Here is a 19,360-nt window from a genome sequence, read left to right on the forward strand (position 1 = left end):
GCCCCGAACCCCACCAGGAGGAAGGGCGCAGCCCATCCTCCTGGACCTCCATCCCGGTTTTTCAATCGTTTTTTTGGCAGGTTTGAACGGATACGGTCATGGCAAAAATTTCCGTCGGCATTTTGGGTGCGACCGGATATACGGGAGGCGAGTTGGTGCGCATTCTCTCCCGTCATCCTGCCGTGCAGATCACCTGGGTCACATCGGAACGTTATGCCGACAAGCCCCTGACCGATGCTTTTCCGCATCTGCGCGGTGCCGGTGATCTGCGCTGTCAGAAATTGGTTCCATCGCGGGCCGCCGTCGAGTGCGAAGTCGCGTTTTGCGCCATGCCCCACCTGACCTCCATGGAGGTGGTTCCCCAGCTTTTGGGGCAGGGGTGCCGGGTGGTGGATTTGTCGGCGGATTTTCGTTTGCACGATCCGCGCATCTTTCAGGAGTGGTATGGCGTCGAACACAAGGCTGCCGACCTGTTGTACGAGGCGGTTTATGGCCTTCCCGAGCGCCATCGTGCCACTCTCGGCAAGGCCCGGCTGGTGGCCAATCCAGGGTGCTACCCCACGTCGGTGTTGTTGGCGTTGGGGCCGCTCCTCGAAGCGGAGGCCGTCGAACCGGGAACCATCATCATCGACAGCAAGTCGGGTGTCAGTGGGGCAGGGCGGTCCGCCCAGCAAGGCAGCCTGTTTGCCGAGTTGCAGGATGGGTTCCGTCCCTACAAGGTGACGGGGCACCGTCACATTGCCGAAATGGAACAGGAGTTGACGGGCTATGCTGGACGGCCTGTACAGATTCGCTTCACACCCCACCTTCTTCCCCAATCTCGGGGAATTCTTTCCACCCTCTATCTGCGTCCGCAGCAGGGACGCACGGCAGCGACCGTGCGGGAGTTGCTGGCATGGCGTTATGAACAGGAGCCTTTTGTGCGTGTTCTGCCTGAGGGAGAGCTTCCTGCGACCAGCGAAGTTCGGGGGTCGAACTATTGCCACCTGGGTGTGACGATGGATAAACGCACGGGCTGGTTGATGGTGTTTTCTGTCATCGACAATCTTGTCAAGGGAGCTGCTGGCCAGGCCATACAGAATTTCAACCTGATGATGGGGCGGCCTGAGACAGAAGGGCTTGACCAGGTGGCTTTGTTTCCTTAGTTATGGTGCAGGAGGGTCGGAGCAAAAGCACCAAATTGCGGTCGGCCTACGGATGGGCTTGCCAAGAGCCGGCAAGTCTGTTAACAAGCGGAAGCGGAAGACCCATGGGATTGATCCCGTATTGGAGGAAAAGATAATGGCGATGATGATTAGTGAAGATTGTACGAACTGTGACGTGTGCTTGCCGGAGTGTCCGAATGAGGCCATTACCGATGGCTCGGATGTGGATTCGGATATTTATTACATTCATCCCGATCTCTGCACCGAGTGCGAAGGGGCCTTTGATGAGCCACAGTGCGTGGCAGTCTGCCCGGTCGAGTGCATTGTGGTCGATCCTGACCACGAGGAGACCAAGGAAGAGTTGATGGCTAAGTTTCAGGCTCTGCACGGCTGATATCGCTTTTGGATCTTGGCCAGGAAGTGGGTCATCCAGGGCTGCGGTGGGTTCCACTGGCAAGTTTGTACAGCGTAAACGGGAGAGGGGCGTGCGGTTTTGGGCGCCCTTTTTCTGTTTTTAAGGGGTTTGCTGCACGCATGGAAGGGTGAAGGAATGCCACAAAGCATGACCGGATTTTCCCGTCTCGAAAGTTCGGAAGGGGATGTGGAAATTGTCTGGCAACTGAAATCGGTCAACCATCGCTATCTGGAAATTCATTTTCGCCTGCCGGATGGACTCGGAGATCTGGAGGGGATGGCGCGTAAGCGCCTACAGGCGTTCTTTTCCCGGGGCCATCTCGATTGTTCTCTGGCCCTCAGGCGGGGGAACGGTACAGGTGGGACCATGGTTTTGGATGAGGCCCTTTTGGAGGAGTTGTTATCCATGGAGGGCCGTTTGCGCACCCGGCTGGATGGTCGTGGTGCAGGCCTGTCACTGGGAAAGTTGCTCTCCTGGCCGGGCGTGGTGCGCCAGGCGCAGGGGTCCGGATGGTCCGAACCGGTTACTCCGGCCCTGCTGGAAATTCTGCTCCTCCATCTGGAAAAAGCAGCACGCGAGCTGGAGGCGACACGGCGGCGTGAAGGTGAGCTGCTGACGGAATTGTTGCAGAAGCAACTCTCCGACCTTGCGGTGTTGGTAGAGCAGGTGGAGAATCGGCTGCCAACAGTTCGTTCAGAACTGGAGTGCCGTTTGCGGCAACGGTTGGCAGAGTTGGGTGAAACGGGCGCTGACCCGGTGCGGCTTTCCCAGGAGATCGTGTTCTATCTGCATCGCATGGACGTGGCCGAAGAGTTGGACCGCCTCAAAGTTCATATCCGCGAAATGAAAGCCATCCTGGAACAAGGTGGTCCGGTGGGAAGGCGCCTGGATTTTTTGTGTCAGGAACTGCATCGTGAAGCCAATACACTTGGTTCCAAGTCCCAGGATGGTCAGTTGACGCGCCTGGGTGTGGATATGAAAGTGGCGATTGAAAAGTTGCGGGAGCAGATCCAAAATCTGGAGTAAGCCTGTTTCTGGAGGGAATATGCGTCATCACCCGCCGTTCATGATCATCGTTTCTGCACCATCTGGCGCCGGGAAGACCACGTTGCTGCGTCATCTCATGGCGCACCTGGGGGGGGTGCGGTTTTCTGTTTCCACAACAACCCGACAGCCCCGCGCCGGGGAAAAAGAGGGTGTGGACTATTTTTTTGTGGATCGCGCTTCCTTTGAACAGCGCCGTGACCGGGGGGAGTTTTTGGAATGGGCGGAAGTATTTGGCAATTTTTACGGAACGGCACAGGATTTTGTGGCCAAGACCCTGGCCGAAGGAAATGACCTTCTTCTCGACATCGATTGGCAGGGACGCCGCCAGGTGGTCGAGCGGGTTAAACGGGGAGTTGTACCATTGGAGGTGGTCACCATTGCCATTTTGCCCCCTTCTCGCTCTTCGTTGGCCTCCCGCCTGTCCGGACGTGGGTCGGATGACCCCTCTGTCATTGAAAAACGCATGCGGGCGGCTGGTGAGGAGATATCCCATTGGCAGGAGTATGACTATCTCCTCGTCAACGATGACTTGCCACGGGCCCAGGAGGATCTTGTGGCCATTGTGCGGGCCGAACGTTTGCGCAAGCCTCGGATGGCCCAGGGCATCGAGCAAATTTTGGCGACTTTTGTCAGCCAATCTCGATGAAACAAATCGGGTCCAGGGGGCTGGCTCCCTGGCAGGGCCTTAGACATCGCCCTGGTGAGGTTCGGGGCGAAGCCCTGACAAGGGCTCACATATTCCAGTTTTTTTTAGTGATGGTGCTGAATCGTTACGATGATTTGTAGCGGTAATGTCGGTGACAGGGTTGAAGGGAGTGAATGTTCATGGCGCGGGTAACGGTCGACGATTGTATTCAAAATGTGCCCAACCGGTTTGAATTGGTGATTTTGGCGGCACGACGGGCACGGCAATTGACCAAAGGGGCAGAGTGTACGGTTCCTCTCGACAATGACAAGAATACCGTCCTCGCTTTGCGGGAGATCGGGGAGAACAGCATCGACATCCAGGCGTTGTACCAGGAATTGCCGTCGGAGGTGGAAGAGGATCTCCAGGATGACGAGATTGATCTGGATGCCCGGGCATTGATGGATGAGGAGACCCGCCTGGCGGGGGTGAAGGAAGAGAACCTTGCCGATATGCCAGCAGCTAATGATGCCGAAGAGGAGCCGATTGTCGAAGAGTAGGGGGATCTTTGTTTTGATGGGTATTGAACAGATGCGAGAGAGGCTGGTCTGTCCTGTTGTCCTGCCCGGGGAGTGACGGTGCCTTGCTGCAGTGGCCAGAACTGATCGAGCGCATTCAAGACTACCATCCGGAAGCGGATGTGGGTGTTTTGGATCGGCTGCGGGTTTTCTTGTCCGGTCTCCCCGCACGCAAGGGTGACAGGCCAAGTGATCCTGCTCCCTACCATCCCTTGGCCGTGGCGGAAATTTTGACCGACCTGGGTCTCGATATGGCCTCGGTGGTGGCCGGGATGTTGGTGAAGGGGGTGATCTCGTCTGCCGTGACCCTGGATCAGGTGCGGAAAGAGTTTGGGGTGGCCGTCGCGTTTCTGGTGGAGGGGACTGCCCGGATTGGCCAGTTGTCGAGCCGCAGCCAACTGGACACCCAGACCGAGGATTATCGCAAGATGATTCTTGCCCTGGCGCGGGATATTCGTGTGGTCCTGATTCATTTGGCGTTGAGTCTCCAGCAGCTTCGCGCCATGGTCGCGAACAAAGAGCCGCCGGACTCTCCTCTGGTGGTGCGCACGGCAGCCGAAGTGTTGGGAATCGATGCTCCGATCGCCCATCGCCTGGGAGTTTATTGGCTCAAAAACCAGCTTGAAGATTTGGCTTTCTGGTTGCGCGAGCCGGATACCTATCTCGATCTGCTGGATCGGCTGAAAAAACGCCGCAAGGGGGGAGAGGATGTCGTTCGCAAGGTGGTTTCCATCATTGAAAACCGCCTGGAGGAGTATGACATCAAAGGTTGGGTTTCCGGTCGGGAGAAGCATCCCTATTCGGTCTGGTGCAAGTTGCAACGCAAAGGGAGCACTCTGGACGATCTGCACGATCTGATTGCCTATCGCATCGTGGTGGAAAACAAGGTGGATTGTTATCGTGCCTTGGGCATGATTCATGGCGAACTGGTTCCCATTCCCGGACGGTTCAAGGATTATATCGCTTTGCCCAAAAGCAATGGCTATCAATCCCTGCACACGGCGTGTATCGGTCCGTTCGGCAATCGGATTGAAATCCAGATCCGTACCGAAGAGATGCACCAGATGGCTGAAGGGGGGGTGGCGGCGCACTGGTACTACAAGAGTGGTGGCTTGGGAGTTGGCAAAGGGGTGGGGGCTACCGGTTATGCCTGGCTGCAAAAACTGCTGAAGGTTCATCAAAACGCCGATGATCCGGAACAGTTCCTGGAAAATGTCAAGATCGACCTCTTTCCGGACGAGATCTATTTATTTACACCCCAGGGAAAGATCATCACCTTGCCACGCAATGCAACCCCGGTGGATTTTGCCTATGCCGTACACAGCGAGGTGGGAGACCAGTGCCAGGGGTGCAAAATCAACGGACGGATCATGCCGTTGCGCACGCCTCTGCATACCGGGGATACGGTTGAGATTTTGACTGGAAAACATCCCCATCCCAACCGCAACTGGCTGCAATTCGTTGTCAGTGGCAAGGCAAAGTATTGTATCAGCCGCTGGATCAAGGAGCGGGAACGCGACCAACTGGTGACCATGGGCCGGGACATGCTTGAACGCGAGGTCCGGAAGGTGGGGCATGGATTGGCCTTGACCGACAAGGGATTGCAGCGGGGTGTGGATGCGCTTGGATTGCCCAACGTCGAGGAGTTGTTGTTTCAAATCGGGGTGGCGCGTCTCTCCGCAGTGGCCGTTTTGCACCGCATGTTTCCCGATGAGGCGGGACGTGGCTCACGGGTTGCGGGCACACAAAAGGGTGCGGGCTCCGAGCGGAAAGGGCATGCGGACAAAGGGTTGGTTTTGTCGGGTTTGTTGACGGACATGGCCGTTCATGCTGCCCGTTGTTGTGGACCCGTTCCGGGCGACGCCATCATCGGCATCGTCACCACAGGCCGGGGAATCACCATCCATACCCACGACTGCCCGACCCTGCAAACCTTCGCCGGGGAGCCCGAACGATGGATTGAAAATTTGACCTGGCCAGCGGCGCGGGGTACTCAGTACCTGGCTCGTTTGCGGGTCATGGCCGCCTCCGCCAGAAAAGTTCTCGCTCTCACCGCCGAAGTGGTGGCTGAGGCCAAAGCCAATGTTCTGGAAGCCCGTTTTCGGGATCGGAATCGGGAACCCTGTGAGTTGCTCCTGGAAGTGGAAGTGCGCGATGGAGACCATCTGAACCAGGTTCGCAAGGGCATCGCTGCCCTGCCGGGGGTCATTCATGTCGAGAGGATCAAGGGGTAGGTTGGGCAAGGGGTAGGTTGGGTGTGACGGCGTCACTCCACGGTTACGCTCTTGGCCAAATTTCTCGGCTGGTCCACATCGGTACCTTTGAGAACGGCAATGTGGTAGGCCAGGAGCTGAAGGGGAATGACGTAGAGCAGTGGGGCGATAAAATCCCCGCTTGCGTCGAGCAATACACTGTAATGAGCAATCGTTGGAGCATGATGGGGCATGGCGCCATGGCTGGAGATCAACACGACCCGTCCGCCGCGCGCCTTGACCTCTTCCAGATTGCTCACCACCTTTTCAAACAGATGGTCCCGGGGGGCGACCACCACGACGGGCAACTCTTCATCGATCAGCGCAATGGGGCCGTGTTTCATCTCCCCGGCGGCGTACCCCTCGGCATGGATGTAGGAGATCTCCTTGAGCTTCAATGCCCCCTCCAAAGCGATGGGGTAGCAGGTTCCCCGCCCAAGAAAGAGAAATCCCGTGGCATGCATCAACCCCCGGGCAATGTTCAGGATGGCCTCGTCGTGGGCGAGAACCTGGTCCATGAGGGAGGGAAGCCTTTGCAATTGTTCGACAAGCTGACTCTCCCGCGCCGGGGGAAGGCGCCCGGCTGCCCGACCCAGGGCGATGGAAAGGCAGGCCAACACCGCCAGTTGCGTGGTGAAGGCCTTGGTTGAGGCTACCCCGATTTCCGGACCGGCACGGGTATAAAGGACGGCGTCCGCTTCCCGGGCAATGGAGGACTCCGGTACATTGACGATGGCCAAAACCGGTTGGCCCGCCGCCTTGACATGACGCAGGCAGGCCAGGGTATCAGCCGTCTCGCCGCTTTGGGAGATCACCACCGTCAGGCCCATCTCGGCAAGGGGAGGTTGTCGATAGCGAAACTCCGAGGCCACGTCCACACCGACCGGAATGCCTGCCAACCCTTCGATCCAATATTTGGCCACCAAGCCGGCATGATAGGAGGTACCACACGCAACCACGTTGACGAATCGAACCTTGGTCAGGTCTGGATAAGCTGGAAAGTCGGCGATGCGCAGTTCCAGGGGGTTCAGGAACTCTTTCAGCGTTTGCGCTATGGCTGTGGGTTGTTCAAATATCTCCTTTTGCATGAAGTGTCGATAAGGCCATTTTTCCGTGATCTCGGCGCTGACCAGTGACTGCTTGACTGCCCTCTCGACCGGTTCTCCATCCAGATCGATGATGCGCACCCGCTCCCGTTGCAGAATGGCAACGTCGTTGTCATTCAGGTAGATCATGCTTCGGGTATAAGGTACGAGGGGGGTGGCATCGGAGGCGATAAAATTTTCCCCCTGTCCCAGGCCGAGAATCAATGGGCTGCTGCGCCGGGTGGCCACCAGCATGTCAGGGTGGTCCAAAAACAGGATTCCCAGGGCGAAGGCGCCCAGCAGGCGTTTGCAGACCTGACGCACGGCGGTAATCGGATCCACACCTTGATCCAGTTGCTGTTGGATGAGATGGGGTACGATCTCCGTGTCGGTGTCGGAGAGCAGCCTGATCCCTTGCAGGGTCAACTCCTGGCGTAGCTCCAGATAGTTTTCGATGATGCCGTTGTGGACCACCACCACCCTGGAAGAGCGGTGGGGGTGGGCATTGAGTTCGGTGGGTGGTCCGTGGGTGGCCCAACGGGTATGGCCGATGCCGATAAAACCGATGAGCGGGTTTGCAGCGAGTTGCTGGCCGAGATTGGATAATTTGCCAACGGCGCGGCGGACATCGATGGCCTCCTTGTAGACCACGGCGACCCCGGCGGAGTCATAGCCGCGGTACTCCAGGCGTTTGAGGCCTTCCATGAGGAGTGGGGTGACGTTCCGTTCGCCAATGACGCCGATGATACCGCACATGTGATGACCGTTGCTGGCTCTTCTTGAAGGGGCGCTGAATAGCGACTACTTTTTTTCTTTTGGTTTTTTTCGTGTCTGCCACTCCGGCACCACACGCTGCGGCGAACGCGACAGCGCCAGCGCCCCGGGTGGTACATCTTTTGTCACCGTGGAACCGGCCCCGACGGTAGCTCCGGCGCCGATGCGTACCGGCGCCACCAACTCGGTGTTGGAACCGATAAAGACACCGTCTTCGATGATGGTGGCATGCTTGTGGACGCCGTCATAATTACAGGTGATGGTTCCGGCGCCCACGTTGACATTCTGTCCGATCTGCGCGTCGCCGATATAGGTCAGATGGCTTACCTTGGAGCCCACGCCGACAACGGATTTTTTGATTTCGACAAAGTTGCCAACCCGGGCTTTGGGTTTCAGGATGGCTCCCGGGCGCAACCGGGCATAGGGTCCGATGATGTTGGGCCCTTCCAGTTCAGCTCTTTCCAGGTGGCAGAAGGCCAACACCTCGCACCCATCACCGATACGGCTGGCGGTGATTTGGCAATGGGGGCCGATCCGGCATCCTCGGCCAATGGTCACACCAGATTCGAGGATCACGCCGGGAAGGATGACGGTATCTTCGCCGATGCTCACATCCGCTGCCAACCAGCAACTGGCTGGATCCATGAAGGTGACGCCCGCTTCCATCCAGCGGGCCACCAGCCGATCCCGGAACGCAGCTTCCATGTCGGCCAGCTGTCGCCGGCTGTTGATGCCGGCCAGAACCATGTTGTCCCGATGATGAAAGGCGCCGACCGGCTTGCCGCCGTTGGCCGCATCCCGGACGGCCATGGCGATGATATCGGTCAGATAGTACTCACCCTGGGCGTTTTGTGGGGTGATTTGCCGCAACCAGTTTTCCAGGCGATCCATGGAGACACAGTAGGTGCCGGAGTTGACTTCGGTGATGGCCCGGGTTTGTGGATCGGCATCTCTTTCTTCCACGACGCGCAGCAATTGGCAATCGGCGCCGCGCACGATGCGTCCGTAACCGTCGGGTGGCGTCAACGTGGTGGTCGCCAGTGTCAGGGCGCGTCCATGCTGGCGGTGGTTCTCCAGCAGGGCGGTCAGGGTGGCGCTGTCCAGGAGGGGTGTATCGCCACTCAGGATCAGGAGATCACGCTGGCGTGAATCGGACAGGGAGGGGAGGGCGGGAAGAGCGGTCAGAACGGCATGTCCGGTGCCCAGTTGTTTCTCCTGATCGACCCAAACAATATCGGGGGCGGCAAGGAGGGATTTGACCTGATCGGCGCCATGCCCAACCACTACCACGATTCGTGACGGTCGCAGGGCGCGCGCCGACACCAGGACATGGGCCAGGAGAGGGCGGAAGGCCAGATGGTGCAGCACCTTGGGCACGGAAGATCGCATCCGGGTGCCACGACCGGCAGCCAGAATCAGGATGGCGCAATCATGCATAAGCGTGTCCCGAATTCACTGCTCAACGTTTGCCTGAACCGGTCAGGGCGAGGCAAGCTTCGGCGAAAGCGACCTGTTCCAGGCAAGCCGCATGCGCCGGGTCTTCCGGGGCGAGTCCGCTCAACGCCTGCCGGGCCTGTTCAAGATCCCGCGTGGCTGTTTTGGCACTGAGATCTTTTTCTGCCACAGCCTGGTCCACCAGGACGGTGACCTGGTTGCGATGGACCTGAGCAAATCCCCGAGAGACGACATACCGCTCTCCCCGTTCGATATCGCCAATGACCAGGAGGCCTGCCTTGACTCCAGAGAGGAAAGGGGTGTGTCCCGGCATGACGCCGAAAAGCCCGTCCTGCCCCGGGATGGTGACCATTTTGGCTTCGGTGGCGAGAAGAAGCCTCTCCGGTGTGACCACTTCCAACTGCAAGGTCTCCATGCTCGTCCTTCATGCACACGAGGTTATTGGGCCAGGCGCCGGGCCTTCTCCTTGACTTCATCCATGGTGCCGACCATGTAGAAGGCGGCCTCGGGCAGGTCGTCGTATTTGCCTTCCACGATATCCTTGAACCCCTGGATGGTCTCCTTCAGGGAGACCAGAACGCCCTTTTGACCGGTGAAGGCTTCGGCGACGTGGAAGGGTTGGGAGAGGAAGCGCTGGATTTTGCGGGCGCGGTTGACGACGAGTTTGTCATCTTCCGAGAGTTCATCCATGCCCAGGATGGCGATGATATCCTGGAGGGATTTATAGGTTTGCAGGGTTCTCTGCACCTCACGGGCCACGCGGTAGTGCTCTTCGCCCACCACGCGGGGATCCAGGATGCGGGAGGTGGAGTCGAGGGGATCCACGGCGGGATAGATACCGATCTCCGCGATCTGCCGGGAGAGCACTGTTGTGGCATCCAGGTGGGAGAAGGCGGTGGCCGGGGCCGGGTCAGTCAGGTCGTCTGCCGGGACGTAGATGGCCTGGACCGAAGTGATGGAGCCGTTTTTGGTGGTGGTGATGCGTTCCTGGAGGGCGCCCATGTCGGTGGAGAGGGTGGGTTGGTAACCCACGGCTGACGGGATGCGCCCCAGCAGGGCCGACACTTCGGATCCGGCCTGGGTGAAACGGAAAATATTGTCGATGAAGAGGAGCACGTCCTGGCCAGCCATGTCGCGGAAATATTCCGCGACGGTGAGGCCGGTGAGGCCGACCCGTGCCCGGGCGCCCGGGGGTTCATTCATCTGGCCGTAGATCAGGGCAGCTTTGGAATTTTTCCAGTTGCCGGGATCGATGACCTTGGATTCGATCATTTCATGGTAGAGGTCGTTGCCTTCGCGGGTGCGCTCGCCGACGCCGGCGAAGACCGAGAAGCCGCCATGTCCCTGGGCCACGTTGTTGATGAGTTCCATGATGAGGACTGTCTTGCCGACGCCGGCGCCGCCGAAGAGGCCGATTTTGCCACCTTTGGCGTAGGGCGCCAGAAGGTCGATGACCTTGATGCCGGTTTCGAGAATTTCGGCTTCCGTGGATTGGTCCACGAAGGCGGGGGCCGGGCGGTGGATGGGGAGAAACTCTTGCGTCTCTACTGGGCCGAGGCCATCCTGGGGGTCGCCGACAACGTTGAGGATGCGCCCCAGGGTGGGGTTGCCCACCGGGATGCGGATGGGGGCGCCGGTATCGATGGCCTCCTGGCCGCGGACCAGACCGTCGGAGCTGTGCATGGCGATGGTGCGGACTGTTCCCTCACCGAGGTGTTGGGCCACCTCCAGAACGACCCGCTCACCGTCCGGGCGCTTCAGATGGAGGGCATTGAGAATTGCGGGCAACTCTCCATCGAACCGAACGTCGACCACCGGGCCGACCACAGAAACCACCCATCCTGCCTTTTTGCTCATCACGAAGACTCCGTCGATAGCGCTCTGTCGTTTTGCAAAAACACGAAAATTTCGTAACTATTCAGCACTCGGCGACATTCTGGACAACGTCAGCCTTTCAGGCTTTCGGCGCCACCGATGATCTCCATCAGCTCGGTGGTGATGGCGGCCTGGCGGGTGCGATTGAATTTGATGGTCAATTTGCGGATCATGTCGCCTGCGTTGCGCACGGCGTTATCCATGGCGGTCATGCGTGAGCCATGCTCCGAGGCATCGGATTCGACCAGGGCCTGGAACACCTGCACGGCGATGTTGCGGGGCAGGAGGAGTTCCAGGAGCTCCTCTTCGGATGGCTCGTAGAGAAAACTGCCTTGCTCCTGCTGTTCCCCTTTTTTGGTTGCCGCCTGGACCGGGGGCGCCTCGGGTTGGGGTACCGGGATGATTTGGCGCCAAGTCAGTTCCTGGGACATGGCCGACCTGAAGGTGTTGAACACCATATAGCAAACGTCAAACTCTTTATGATTGAAAGAGCGCATTAAATCCATGGCCACTTCCTGCTCGGCGACCTGGAAGGTCAGTCGCCGGCCCATGCCAAAGTGGGTTTTGCGGACGAGGGATCCATACTGACGTTTCAGGACATCGTGACCTTTGCGACCGACACAGGTCAGGGAGACCTGAAAGCCTTCTTGTTGCAATTTGACGATGCGGCTGCGCACGGCCCGGACGACGGTGCTGTTGAAGCTGCCGCACAAGCCACGGTCCGAGGTGAACACCACCAGTTCCACTTTGCGTCCGGCCTCGCCTCGCCCGGCCAACAGGGGGGGAGCGCCGTCCTGGGTGCTCACGGAAGCCGCAAGGGAGTGGAGGATCCGCTGCATCCGTTCGCTGTAGGGTCGGGTGGCCAGGGTCCGCTCCTGCGAGCGGCGCAACTTGGCAGCCGCCACCATCTTCATGGCTTTGGTGATCTGCCGGGTGCTTTTGACGGAGCGAATGCGGTTCCGCAGGATTTTCAGATTGGCCATGATCCGCGCTTCCCTTTACGAGGTATGCATGAGGTTTTTGACCACTTCCAGTTACTCGGCGGTGGAAGGCACATCGGCGGCATCGTGCTCGATGAACCGGGCGACGAAGGCCGTCAGGACGGTCGTCAGGGTCTGCTCGGTCTTCTCGGTGATCTTCTCCTCTTTGCGGATGGTCTCCAGAACCTCTTGGTGGGAGGTGCGAAAATGCTCCAGGATACCCTGCTCCACCTGACTGACCTTGCGCACGATGACATCATCCAGCAGGCCCCTGGTGCCGGCAAACAGGACGACGGCCTGCTCTTCCATGGAGAGGGGTTGGTACTGGGGCTGTTTGAGCAGCTCCATGAGGCGCTCGCCCCGGTGGATCAATTTTCGGGTAGAGGCGTCCAGGTCGGAGCCGAACTGGGCAAAGGCGGCCATTTCGCGGAACTGGGCCAGGTCGAGGCGGAGAGATCCTGCCACCTGTTTGGTGGCCTTCACCTGGGCCGAACCGCCCACCCGGGAGACCGACAGACCCACGGAGATGGCGGGACGCATGCCGGAGTAGAAGAGATCGGCTTCCAGAAAGATTTGTCCATCGGTGATGGAGATCACATTGGTCGGGATGTAGGCCGACACGTCGCCGCCTTGGGTCTCGATGACCGGGAGGGCGGTCAGCGAGCCGCCGCCGTTGGCATCGTTGAGTTTGGCGGCCCGTTCCAGCAGGCGCGAATGGAGATAGAAGACATCGCCCGGGTAGGCCTCGCGTCCGGGGGGGCGACGCAGGATCAGGGACATTTGCCGGTAGGCCACGGCCTGCTTGGAGAGGTCATCGTAGACGATCAGGGCGTGCATGCCGTTGTCGCGGAAATATTCACCCATGGCGCAGCCGCCGTAGGGGGCCAGAAACTGCATGGGGGCCGGGTCAGAGGCGGTGGCGGCGACGACGGTGGTGTACTCCATGGCGCCGTAGGTCTCCAGGGTTTTGACCACCTGGGCTACGGTCGAACGCTTCTGGCCGATGGCGACGTAAATGCAGTAGACAGGCTTGCTGGTTTGATGGGTTCGTTTCTGGTTGATGATCGTATCGACGGCCACGGCTGTCTTGCCGGTTTGCCGGTCGCCGATAATCAATTCCCGTTGTCCGCGACCGATCGGCACCAGGGCATCCAGGGCCTTGAGGCCGGTATAGAGGGGTTCATGTACCGATTTGCGTGGCAGGATACCGGGGGCGATGGCCTCCACCAGGCGCCGTTCTGTCGTTTCGATGGGGCCTTTGCCGTCGATGGGGGCTCCCAGGGCATCCACCACCCGACCCAGAAGCGGCTTGCCGACGGGCACGTCCACGATGCGTTGGGTGCGCTTGACCACTGTGCCTTCGTGGATGTGGGTATCGTCTCCGAAGATCACCACGCCGACGTTGTCTTCTTCGAGGTTGAGGGCCATCCCCTGGGTTCCGTCCTCAAAGGCGACCAGTTCGCCGGCCATGACCTTGTCCAGGCCGTAGACTCGGGCGATACCGTCTCCGACCGCGAGCACCTGTCCGACCTCGGAGATTTCAGCCTCCTGGCCAAATCCGGCGATCTGTTTTTTGAGGATACTGCTGATTTCGGCAACGCTGATTTGCATCACTTACCCCATCATGTGAGCTTTGAGACGATGCAACCGGCTGCGGATGGAGTAATCCCACATCACGCTGCCAATCCTGACCACCAGACCCCCGAGAAGCTCCGGCTTCTCTTCCACTTCGACCGTGGCCTGCCTGCCCGTGACCTCGGACATGACCGTTTCCAGGCGTTTGATATGGGCCTTGGTGAGGGGCATGGGGGTTTGGACGTTGACGACAACGCGGCCCCTCTGCCCGTCCACATTCCGGCGAAAAGCGGCGACGATCTCCTCAAGGTGGGACATGCGCCGTTTCTTCACCAGCAAACCGAGAAAATTTCCGGTCAAGGGGGAGGGTGAGGCTTGTTGCAGATAGGTTTTTAATACATCTTGTTGATTTTTCAGGGCAGCGGTGGGGCTGGTCAGCAGCGCGGCCAAACTTGGGGTGGTTCTGTACACCTCCAGAAAGGCCGCCAGATCGTCGCCGACGGTATCCAGCAAATCCTGCTCCTTGGCCAATTCAGCCAGGGCTGCCGCATATCGCTTTGCCAATGTGCCTGATTGCACGTTTCGCTTCCTTATGTTTCGCTTCAAGGTCAAGCCATCTTGGCCGGATCACGATTCACTAACACACTTGACGACCGGTTTCAACGCCCCTTCCGTAAAAACGTTCAAAAGACGTAACCATTCACCACCCTTCCAAGGAAAGCTTGGACATGAAAGCCTTTGTCAGGGCTTCGCCCCGAACCCCGCCAGGGCTCTGCCCTGGACCCGCCAGGGAGCCAGCCCCCTGGACCCCGATTCGTGGCCGGGTGGTAAATGGTTACCAAAAGACCGGGATGGAGGTCCGAGGGGAACGGTTGCGCTGCGGGGGTGAATCAAACGGGTGTTTCGTTCTGTTCCGCCGCCTCCCGGTACAACTGATCCAGGAGGTCGAACAGTTCATCCTTGATGCCGTTGAACTGGTTCATGTTCTCTTCCGCCTTGGCCGCATGGCCCTCGCTGACCAGCCTGACGGTCTCCCGGGCCACCTCGTGGACTCGCAGGTGGACCGTTCCCACCTTTCCGAAGATGGGCAGGTGGCTCCACCGTTGTGTGCCATCGTGGTCGTACCACTTGCCAAAATCGCACTCATGGCCACTGGCCACCTGCTCCGGGCGCAATTGGGCCCGGCCTCTGATGACGTTTTCCAGTTTGCCGAGCCACTGGAGGTGAGCCCATTTGATCTTCTGCACATCAAACGGCTCGTCGCCGATGGTGATATCCTTGACCGAATCTTTCAGCTTGTGTCCGGGGATGGCGATGGAGTCGATCAACAGGGCCGTGTGGTGGATGGCTCCGTTGACCAGGATGGTATTCCTGAGAATTTCGTTGACCTTCTGGTTGGCGTTGATCGTCGAAGTGGCTGTTTCGGACGCGGATTGGGCGACCCTTTGGGCTGTGGCATGGATGTCGCTGTTGTGGTGGGCGAGAAGGCCTGCGGCCTGGGAAGCTTCGGCAGCGGAGCGAGCCACATCACCCGTTCCGGCAGCCGCTTCCAGGGCCGAGCGGGCCACATCCTGGGCGGCCATGTTCAGCTCTTTGGCATTCCGGGTCACCTCGCCGGCGGCTTCAGCCACATGGCTCATGGAGCGGGCGATTCCATTGACGCTGTCGGCTTGTTCATCGACGGAGAGAGTGATGTCGGCGGTGGTTTGGTCGATGCGTCCGATGCTGGTGGTGATCTCATCGTTAGCTTCGGAGACCTCCCGGGTATTATCCTGGATCTCCCGGATTTTTTCCGAAATCATCTTCGTGGCGTCGCTGGTCTGCCGGGCCAGATCCTTGACCTCGTTGGCCACCACGGCGAAGCCTTTTCCCGCCTCGCCGGCCCCGGCAGCCTCGATGGAGGCGTTCAAGGCCAGCATGTTGGTCTGATCGGCTATGCTGTCGATCATCTCCACCATATTGCCGATTTCCCTTGCCGAATCGGCCAGTTTTTTCGTGACTTCCCGGGTTCCCTGCGCCTGTTGATTGGCTTGTCTAGACTCCTCGCTGGCCAGTTGGCATCGTTTCCGGACCCCCTCAAGGGAGGTGGTGACCTCCTGAACAGCTTTGGCCACCTGGGTCACCGAATGGTCGACCTGTTCCAGGTTGGTGTTCACTCCGGCAATGTTGGCAGTGATCTCCTCGGCAGCCGAGGCGACCGTGGTGATGTTGCTGCTGACCTCCTCCGCCGCCGTGGCGATGGCGGCAATATTGGCCGACAGTTGTTCGGAAGCAGCCGACATGGTTCCCACCTGCTCGGTGATGTCGTTTACCGCCCCCTGAATGGTGGTAACCTGCCTCTCCACCGCCTCATGATCTTGAGCGGTGGTTTCCGCCAGCCGCAGGGTTCTCAGGGAGTCCTCCTCCAGACCGACCTTTACCCCGCCAAGATCCTTGACGCAGGCGGCCATGGAGTGACTTTGGAGAAACACCTCCCGGATGGTTTTGGAAAAGTGGTCGGCTAAAATGTTGACCTCCCGGGCGACTACACCGATCTCATCCTGGTGTGGACCGATCAAGGGAATGCGGGAAGTCAGATCACCCTGGGAAATTCGCGTGAGGGAGGCCTGCAACCTGGCCATGGGTGCGGAGAATGAATATTTTAAAACTCTCAGAAGCAGAAAAGCGAAAAGGGGAACCGAGACCAGCAGCAAGGCAGCGTAGATGAGGTAGGCATTCCGGACTTTTTCGTCGATGGTGTTCAGAGAGAGGGTCAGGTGAAAGATGCCACGAACGGCATGATCGCTTCCATGGCATACATGACAGCGATCCTGGTTGAGCAATGGCACAAAAAAGGCAAGCTCCCGTCCACCAGACCGGGCGGTCCGAATGAAAAACGATGATTGTCGTTCTTGAACGACCTGCCTGAATCTCTTTTCCAAATCGGAGCCGACCCGTTGCCCCTTTTCCGGGGGAAGGAAGGCCTCCGAGCCATCTACGCGGAAAATCCGGAAAACGTCGAACCCTTCAACCTTGCGGAGATTTTGCAGGTAATCCTTGGCGATGGGGGCCGATCCGGCGATCATGATGGTTTGCAGTCCCTGGCTTGCAACCTCCACCAGCTTGCTGACCATCTCCTCATTCTGGTTGACCAGGCTTCGTTCCAGGTGCCCGACCTGGATGCCCCCCATGATCAGGAGGGTCAGGGCGCCGACGGCCCCACCAAGGAGCAGGACCGTTCGTCCTACCGACCCTTGAGCGGGTTTGATCCAACGCAACACCGATGGAACAAGGAGACCGTTCCCGAATGCAGAACCGCTTCGACTCGACTTCATGGGTTGCGAGGCTTTTCCAAAATGACTTTGCCGGGACGAATTGTCGGATCGGCAGGTTGCCTACCGGGATCACTCCTCTAATTCTATCACTACTCCCAGGTATGTGGCAACGTGAATGGTTTCGACCCTCCAGGCTGGGATAATCACGTGGATGTGTTCAGTGGTGCAAAAAAGGCTATGAAAAAGCCTTGATCACCAAGGCCGTGATTGCCGCAACCAAATAACCAACCGCCCATTGAATGACCACCAGTCGCGCCTTGATGTCGGCGATATCGGTATCATGTTTGGCAACAGCTTCGGCAGCGCTACGGGCTTTGGTATCATCCGCTCCTGCTGATATCAACGCATCGTAAACTTCTAAAATCATCGTGGTCATGTCTGAGTCTCCGTCCTGGACTTGCCAGGGGTCCAGGGAGCTGGCTCCCTGGCTTTGTCCAGGGCAGCGCCCTGGTGGGGTTCGGGGCGAAGCCATGACAAATGTTTTCATATCCAGGCTTTTCCTGAAAGGGTGGTGAATAGTTACCTTATTTCTATCACTACTCCCAGGCATGTGGCAACGTGAATGCGGTTTCGACCCTCCAGGCTGGGATAATCACGTGGATGTGTTCAGTTGGGATTTTATCTTCATGGTTTTTCCCTTGTGGTCCGATAAACCAGAGAGACGGGCGGCCCATAGGGGGCGGCAAGATATCTCTTTTATCGGCAAGGAGAGTTCATGAACGTATCGACTGATGGTGCATCGGCTGCGCAGGGTGTTCGCCAGGTTTCCGTGACCCGCCAGCCCAAGGTTGCGGAAGAGCAGAACGAAGGGGGGGCTGAAAAGGCACGTGAGACGAAATCACAGGATGGCGCCGAGGGCCAGACTTCGGGTGGCAATCCCCCGTATGTGGGACAGAATTTGAACATTGTTGGGTAGGGTATCCCGGTAAAGGAAAATTTTACCCTCCTTGCCAACGAGGCATTTGAAGATTGGGAAGGGGGTCCAGCGAGGGAGGGCCATGCCCTCCCTCCTGGTGGGGACGGGCGCCCTGTTTTCCAGGGTGGGGAGGAGGGGGGATGATTGCAGAATTTGCTATCCGGGCGGCGTTGGTTTTCGTTCTGTTGCTTGTGGAAGGGTGCGCCATGTTTCCCCTCGCTGAGCCCATTTCCGAGCTGCCGATTCTCTCGGTTGACGACGGAAAGAGCGTGACCAGACAGGATCTGGTGGATCAGATGCGGAGTGCCCGGGTCATCTATCTTGGCGAAAAACACGACAATCCGGAACATCATCGCCTCCAGATGCACATCATTCAGGATTTGGTCAAGGCGGGCAGACGCCCGGCCCTTGGTTTTGAGTTTTTTACTCGCGCACAGACCAGTTGGTTGCAGGATTTTTCCGTTGGGGTTCCATCTCCCATGGGTCGTTCCGGCGCCGAGAACTCCCTGGATCGGGATGGCGAGGTGTTGCGGGAGAGACTGGGGTGGAAAGATCGTTCGGAGTGGGCGTTCTACTACCCCATGTTGGTATGGGCCCGACAGCAAAAATTGTCCATCTTTGGGGCTGATCTTCCTCGGGGTTTGCGCTTTCGTCTCACCCGGGTTGGTCTGGAAGGTTTGTCCCCTGTGGAGAGGCATTTGATCCCTTCCACAGGTTTTGTACATGAAGATTATCGGCAACTCATGCTGAAACAACTCTCGGACGCCCATTGCGGGGTTGCTCCGCCTGCGCTGTTGGATCGTCTTTATGCGACCTGGGTGGCCCGCAACGACACCATGGCCACATCCATCACTCTATTGCTCAAGGAGCTTCCGGTTACTGAGCCCGTGGTCATGATCCTGGGGGCTGGCCATGTGGCGCATGGCATGGGGGTCATGGATCGGGTTGCCCATCTCAATCCGGGCCTGCGTCAATTCAATCTGGGGTTCAAGGAGGTGTCTGTTTCTCCCTCCGAGGCTGATCTGGCCCGGTATCGGCAGCCGGTTGTTGTTGGCAAGACGCGGTTTCTGCCGGAGCATGCCTATCTTTGGTTGACGCCGCCTGCTCCTGCCGCAGATACGCCGGACGAGGATCCTTGTGCTGCGTTTCGGCGGATGCACTCTCCCCGGTCTGGAGCGGACTCTTCCTCGTGATGGAGCGGCTGGCAACAAAGATAACGAATCGGGGTCCAGGGGGCTGGCTCCCTTGCGGGTCAAGGGCAGAGCCCTTGCGGGTCAAGGGCAGAGCCCTTGCGGGTCAAGGGCAGAGCCCTTGCGGGGTCCGG

Annotated in this window: 17 protein-coding genes; 8 read left to right on the forward strand and 9 right to left on the reverse strand. The window is 58.7% G+C overall.

From position 1 onward, the window contains the following. Positions 1-98 precede the first annotated feature (98 nt). The 6 genes from HQL63_12500 (at position 99) to HQL63_12525 (ending at position 6,044) form a co-directional block, all read left to right on the forward strand. Entirely contained in the window at positions 99-1,145 is a 1,047-nt protein-coding gene (locus tag HQL63_12500; GenBank protein MBF0177649.1) for an N-acetyl-gamma-glutamyl-phosphate reductase, read from the forward strand. A 136-nt stretch (positions 1,146-1,281) separates the two neighbouring features. Continuing rightward, positions 1,282-1,539, forward strand: coding sequence for a YfhL family 4Fe-4S dicluster ferredoxin (locus HQL63_12505; protein MBF0177650.1), 258 nt, complete (start codon positions 1,282-1,284; stop codon positions 1,537-1,539). Between the two features lie 168 nt (positions 1,540-1,707). Continuing rightward, complete coding sequence (locus HQL63_12510) at positions 1,708-2,586, forward strand: YicC family protein (GenBank protein MBF0177651.1); 879 nt, start codon at positions 1,708-1,710, stop codon at positions 2,584-2,586. A gap of 19 nt (positions 2,587-2,605) precedes the next feature. After that, positions 2,606-3,253, forward strand: a complete 648-nt coding sequence (gene gmk, locus HQL63_12515; GenBank protein MBF0177652.1) for a guanylate kinase — start codon at positions 2,606-2,608, stop codon at positions 3,251-3,253. Between the two features lie 179 nt (positions 3,254-3,432). Beyond that, positions 3,433-3,792 (forward strand): DNA-directed RNA polymerase subunit omega, encoded by a 360-nt coding sequence (locus tag HQL63_12520; GenBank protein ID MBF0177653.1) that lies wholly within the window; start codon positions 3,433-3,435, stop codon positions 3,790-3,792. An 83-nt stretch (positions 3,793-3,875) separates the two neighbouring features. Beyond that, a complete protein-coding gene (locus HQL63_12525) occupies positions 3,876-6,044 on the forward strand; it encodes a bifunctional (p)ppGpp synthetase/guanosine-3',5'-bis(diphosphate) 3'-pyrophosphohydrolase (protein MBF0177654.1) in 2,169 nt (722 codons plus the stop codon). A gap of 32 nt (positions 6,045-6,076) precedes the next feature. On the opposite strand, the gene glmS is transcribed toward HQL63_12525, so the two are convergent. The 9 genes from glmS to HQL63_12570 all read right to left on the reverse strand — a co-directional run bounded on the left by glmS (position 6,077) and on the right by HQL63_12570 (position 17,496). Continuing rightward, positions 6,077-7,903: a glutamine--fructose-6-phosphate transaminase (isomerizing) gene (glmS, locus tag HQL63_12530; GenBank protein ID MBF0177655.1), complete on the reverse strand. Its 1,827-nt coding sequence runs from the start codon at positions 7,901-7,903 to the stop codon at positions 6,077-6,079. A gap of 45 nt (positions 7,904-7,948) precedes the next feature. Continuing rightward, positions 7,949-9,358 (reverse strand): bifunctional UDP-N-acetylglucosamine diphosphorylase/glucosamine-1-phosphate N-acetyltransferase GlmU, encoded by a 1,410-nt coding sequence (gene glmU / locus HQL63_12535; GenBank protein MBF0177656.1) that lies wholly within the window; start codon positions 9,356-9,358, stop codon positions 7,949-7,951. A 22-nt stretch (positions 9,359-9,380) separates the two neighbouring features. Then, positions 9,381-9,791: an ATP synthase F1 subunit epsilon gene (gene atpC, locus HQL63_12540; protein ID MBF0177657.1), complete on the reverse strand. Its 411-nt coding sequence runs from the start codon at positions 9,789-9,791 to the stop codon at positions 9,381-9,383. A 23-nt stretch (positions 9,792-9,814) separates the two neighbouring features. After that, on the reverse strand, positions 9,815-11,233 hold the full coding sequence (gene atpD, locus HQL63_12545; GenBank protein ID MBF0177658.1) for a F0F1 ATP synthase subunit beta: 1,419 nt from the start codon (positions 11,231-11,233) through the stop codon (positions 9,815-9,817). 89 nt (positions 11,234-11,322) lie between these two features. Further along, positions 11,323-12,234 (reverse strand): F0F1 ATP synthase subunit gamma, encoded by a 912-nt coding sequence (locus HQL63_12550; protein MBF0177659.1) that lies wholly within the window; start codon positions 12,232-12,234, stop codon positions 11,323-11,325. A 51-nt stretch (positions 12,235-12,285) separates the two neighbouring features. Beyond that, positions 12,286-13,842, reverse strand: a complete 1,557-nt coding sequence (locus tag HQL63_12555) for a F0F1 ATP synthase subunit alpha (GenBank protein MBF0177660.1) — start codon at positions 13,840-13,842, stop codon at positions 12,286-12,288. Between the two features lie 3 nt (positions 13,843-13,845). Continuing rightward, complete coding sequence (gene atpH, locus HQL63_12560; GenBank protein MBF0177661.1) at positions 13,846-14,385, reverse strand: ATP synthase F1 subunit delta; 540 nt, start codon at positions 14,383-14,385, stop codon at positions 13,846-13,848. A gap of 311 nt (positions 14,386-14,696) precedes the next feature. Beyond that, the gene (locus HQL63_12565) at positions 14,697-17,120 is read right to left on the reverse strand and encodes a CZB domain-containing protein (GenBank protein MBF0177662.1); all 2,424 of its coding nucleotides are present in this window, start codon (positions 17,118-17,120) and stop codon (positions 14,697-14,699) included. Between the two features lie 175 nt (positions 17,121-17,295). Continuing rightward, complete coding sequence (locus HQL63_12570; protein MBF0177663.1) at positions 17,296-17,496, reverse strand: integrase; 201 nt, start codon at positions 17,494-17,496, stop codon at positions 17,296-17,298. A 339-nt stretch (positions 17,497-17,835) separates the two neighbouring features. On the opposite strand from HQL63_12570, the gene HQL63_12575 reads away from it, so the two are divergent. Next, a complete protein-coding gene (locus tag HQL63_12575; GenBank protein MBF0177664.1) occupies positions 17,836-18,036 on the forward strand; it encodes a hypothetical protein in 201 nt (66 codons plus the stop codon). A gap of 140 nt (positions 18,037-18,176) precedes the next feature. Beyond that, positions 18,177-19,229: a ChaN family lipoprotein gene (locus HQL63_12580; protein MBF0177665.1), complete on the forward strand. Its 1,053-nt coding sequence runs from the start codon at positions 18,177-18,179 to the stop codon at positions 19,227-19,229. Positions 19,230-19,360: the final 131 nt, after the last annotated feature.

It is taken from the genome of Magnetococcales bacterium (assembly GCA_015231175.1).
GTDB lineage: Bacteria > Pseudomonadota > Magnetococcia > Magnetococcales > DC0425bin3 > HA3dbin3.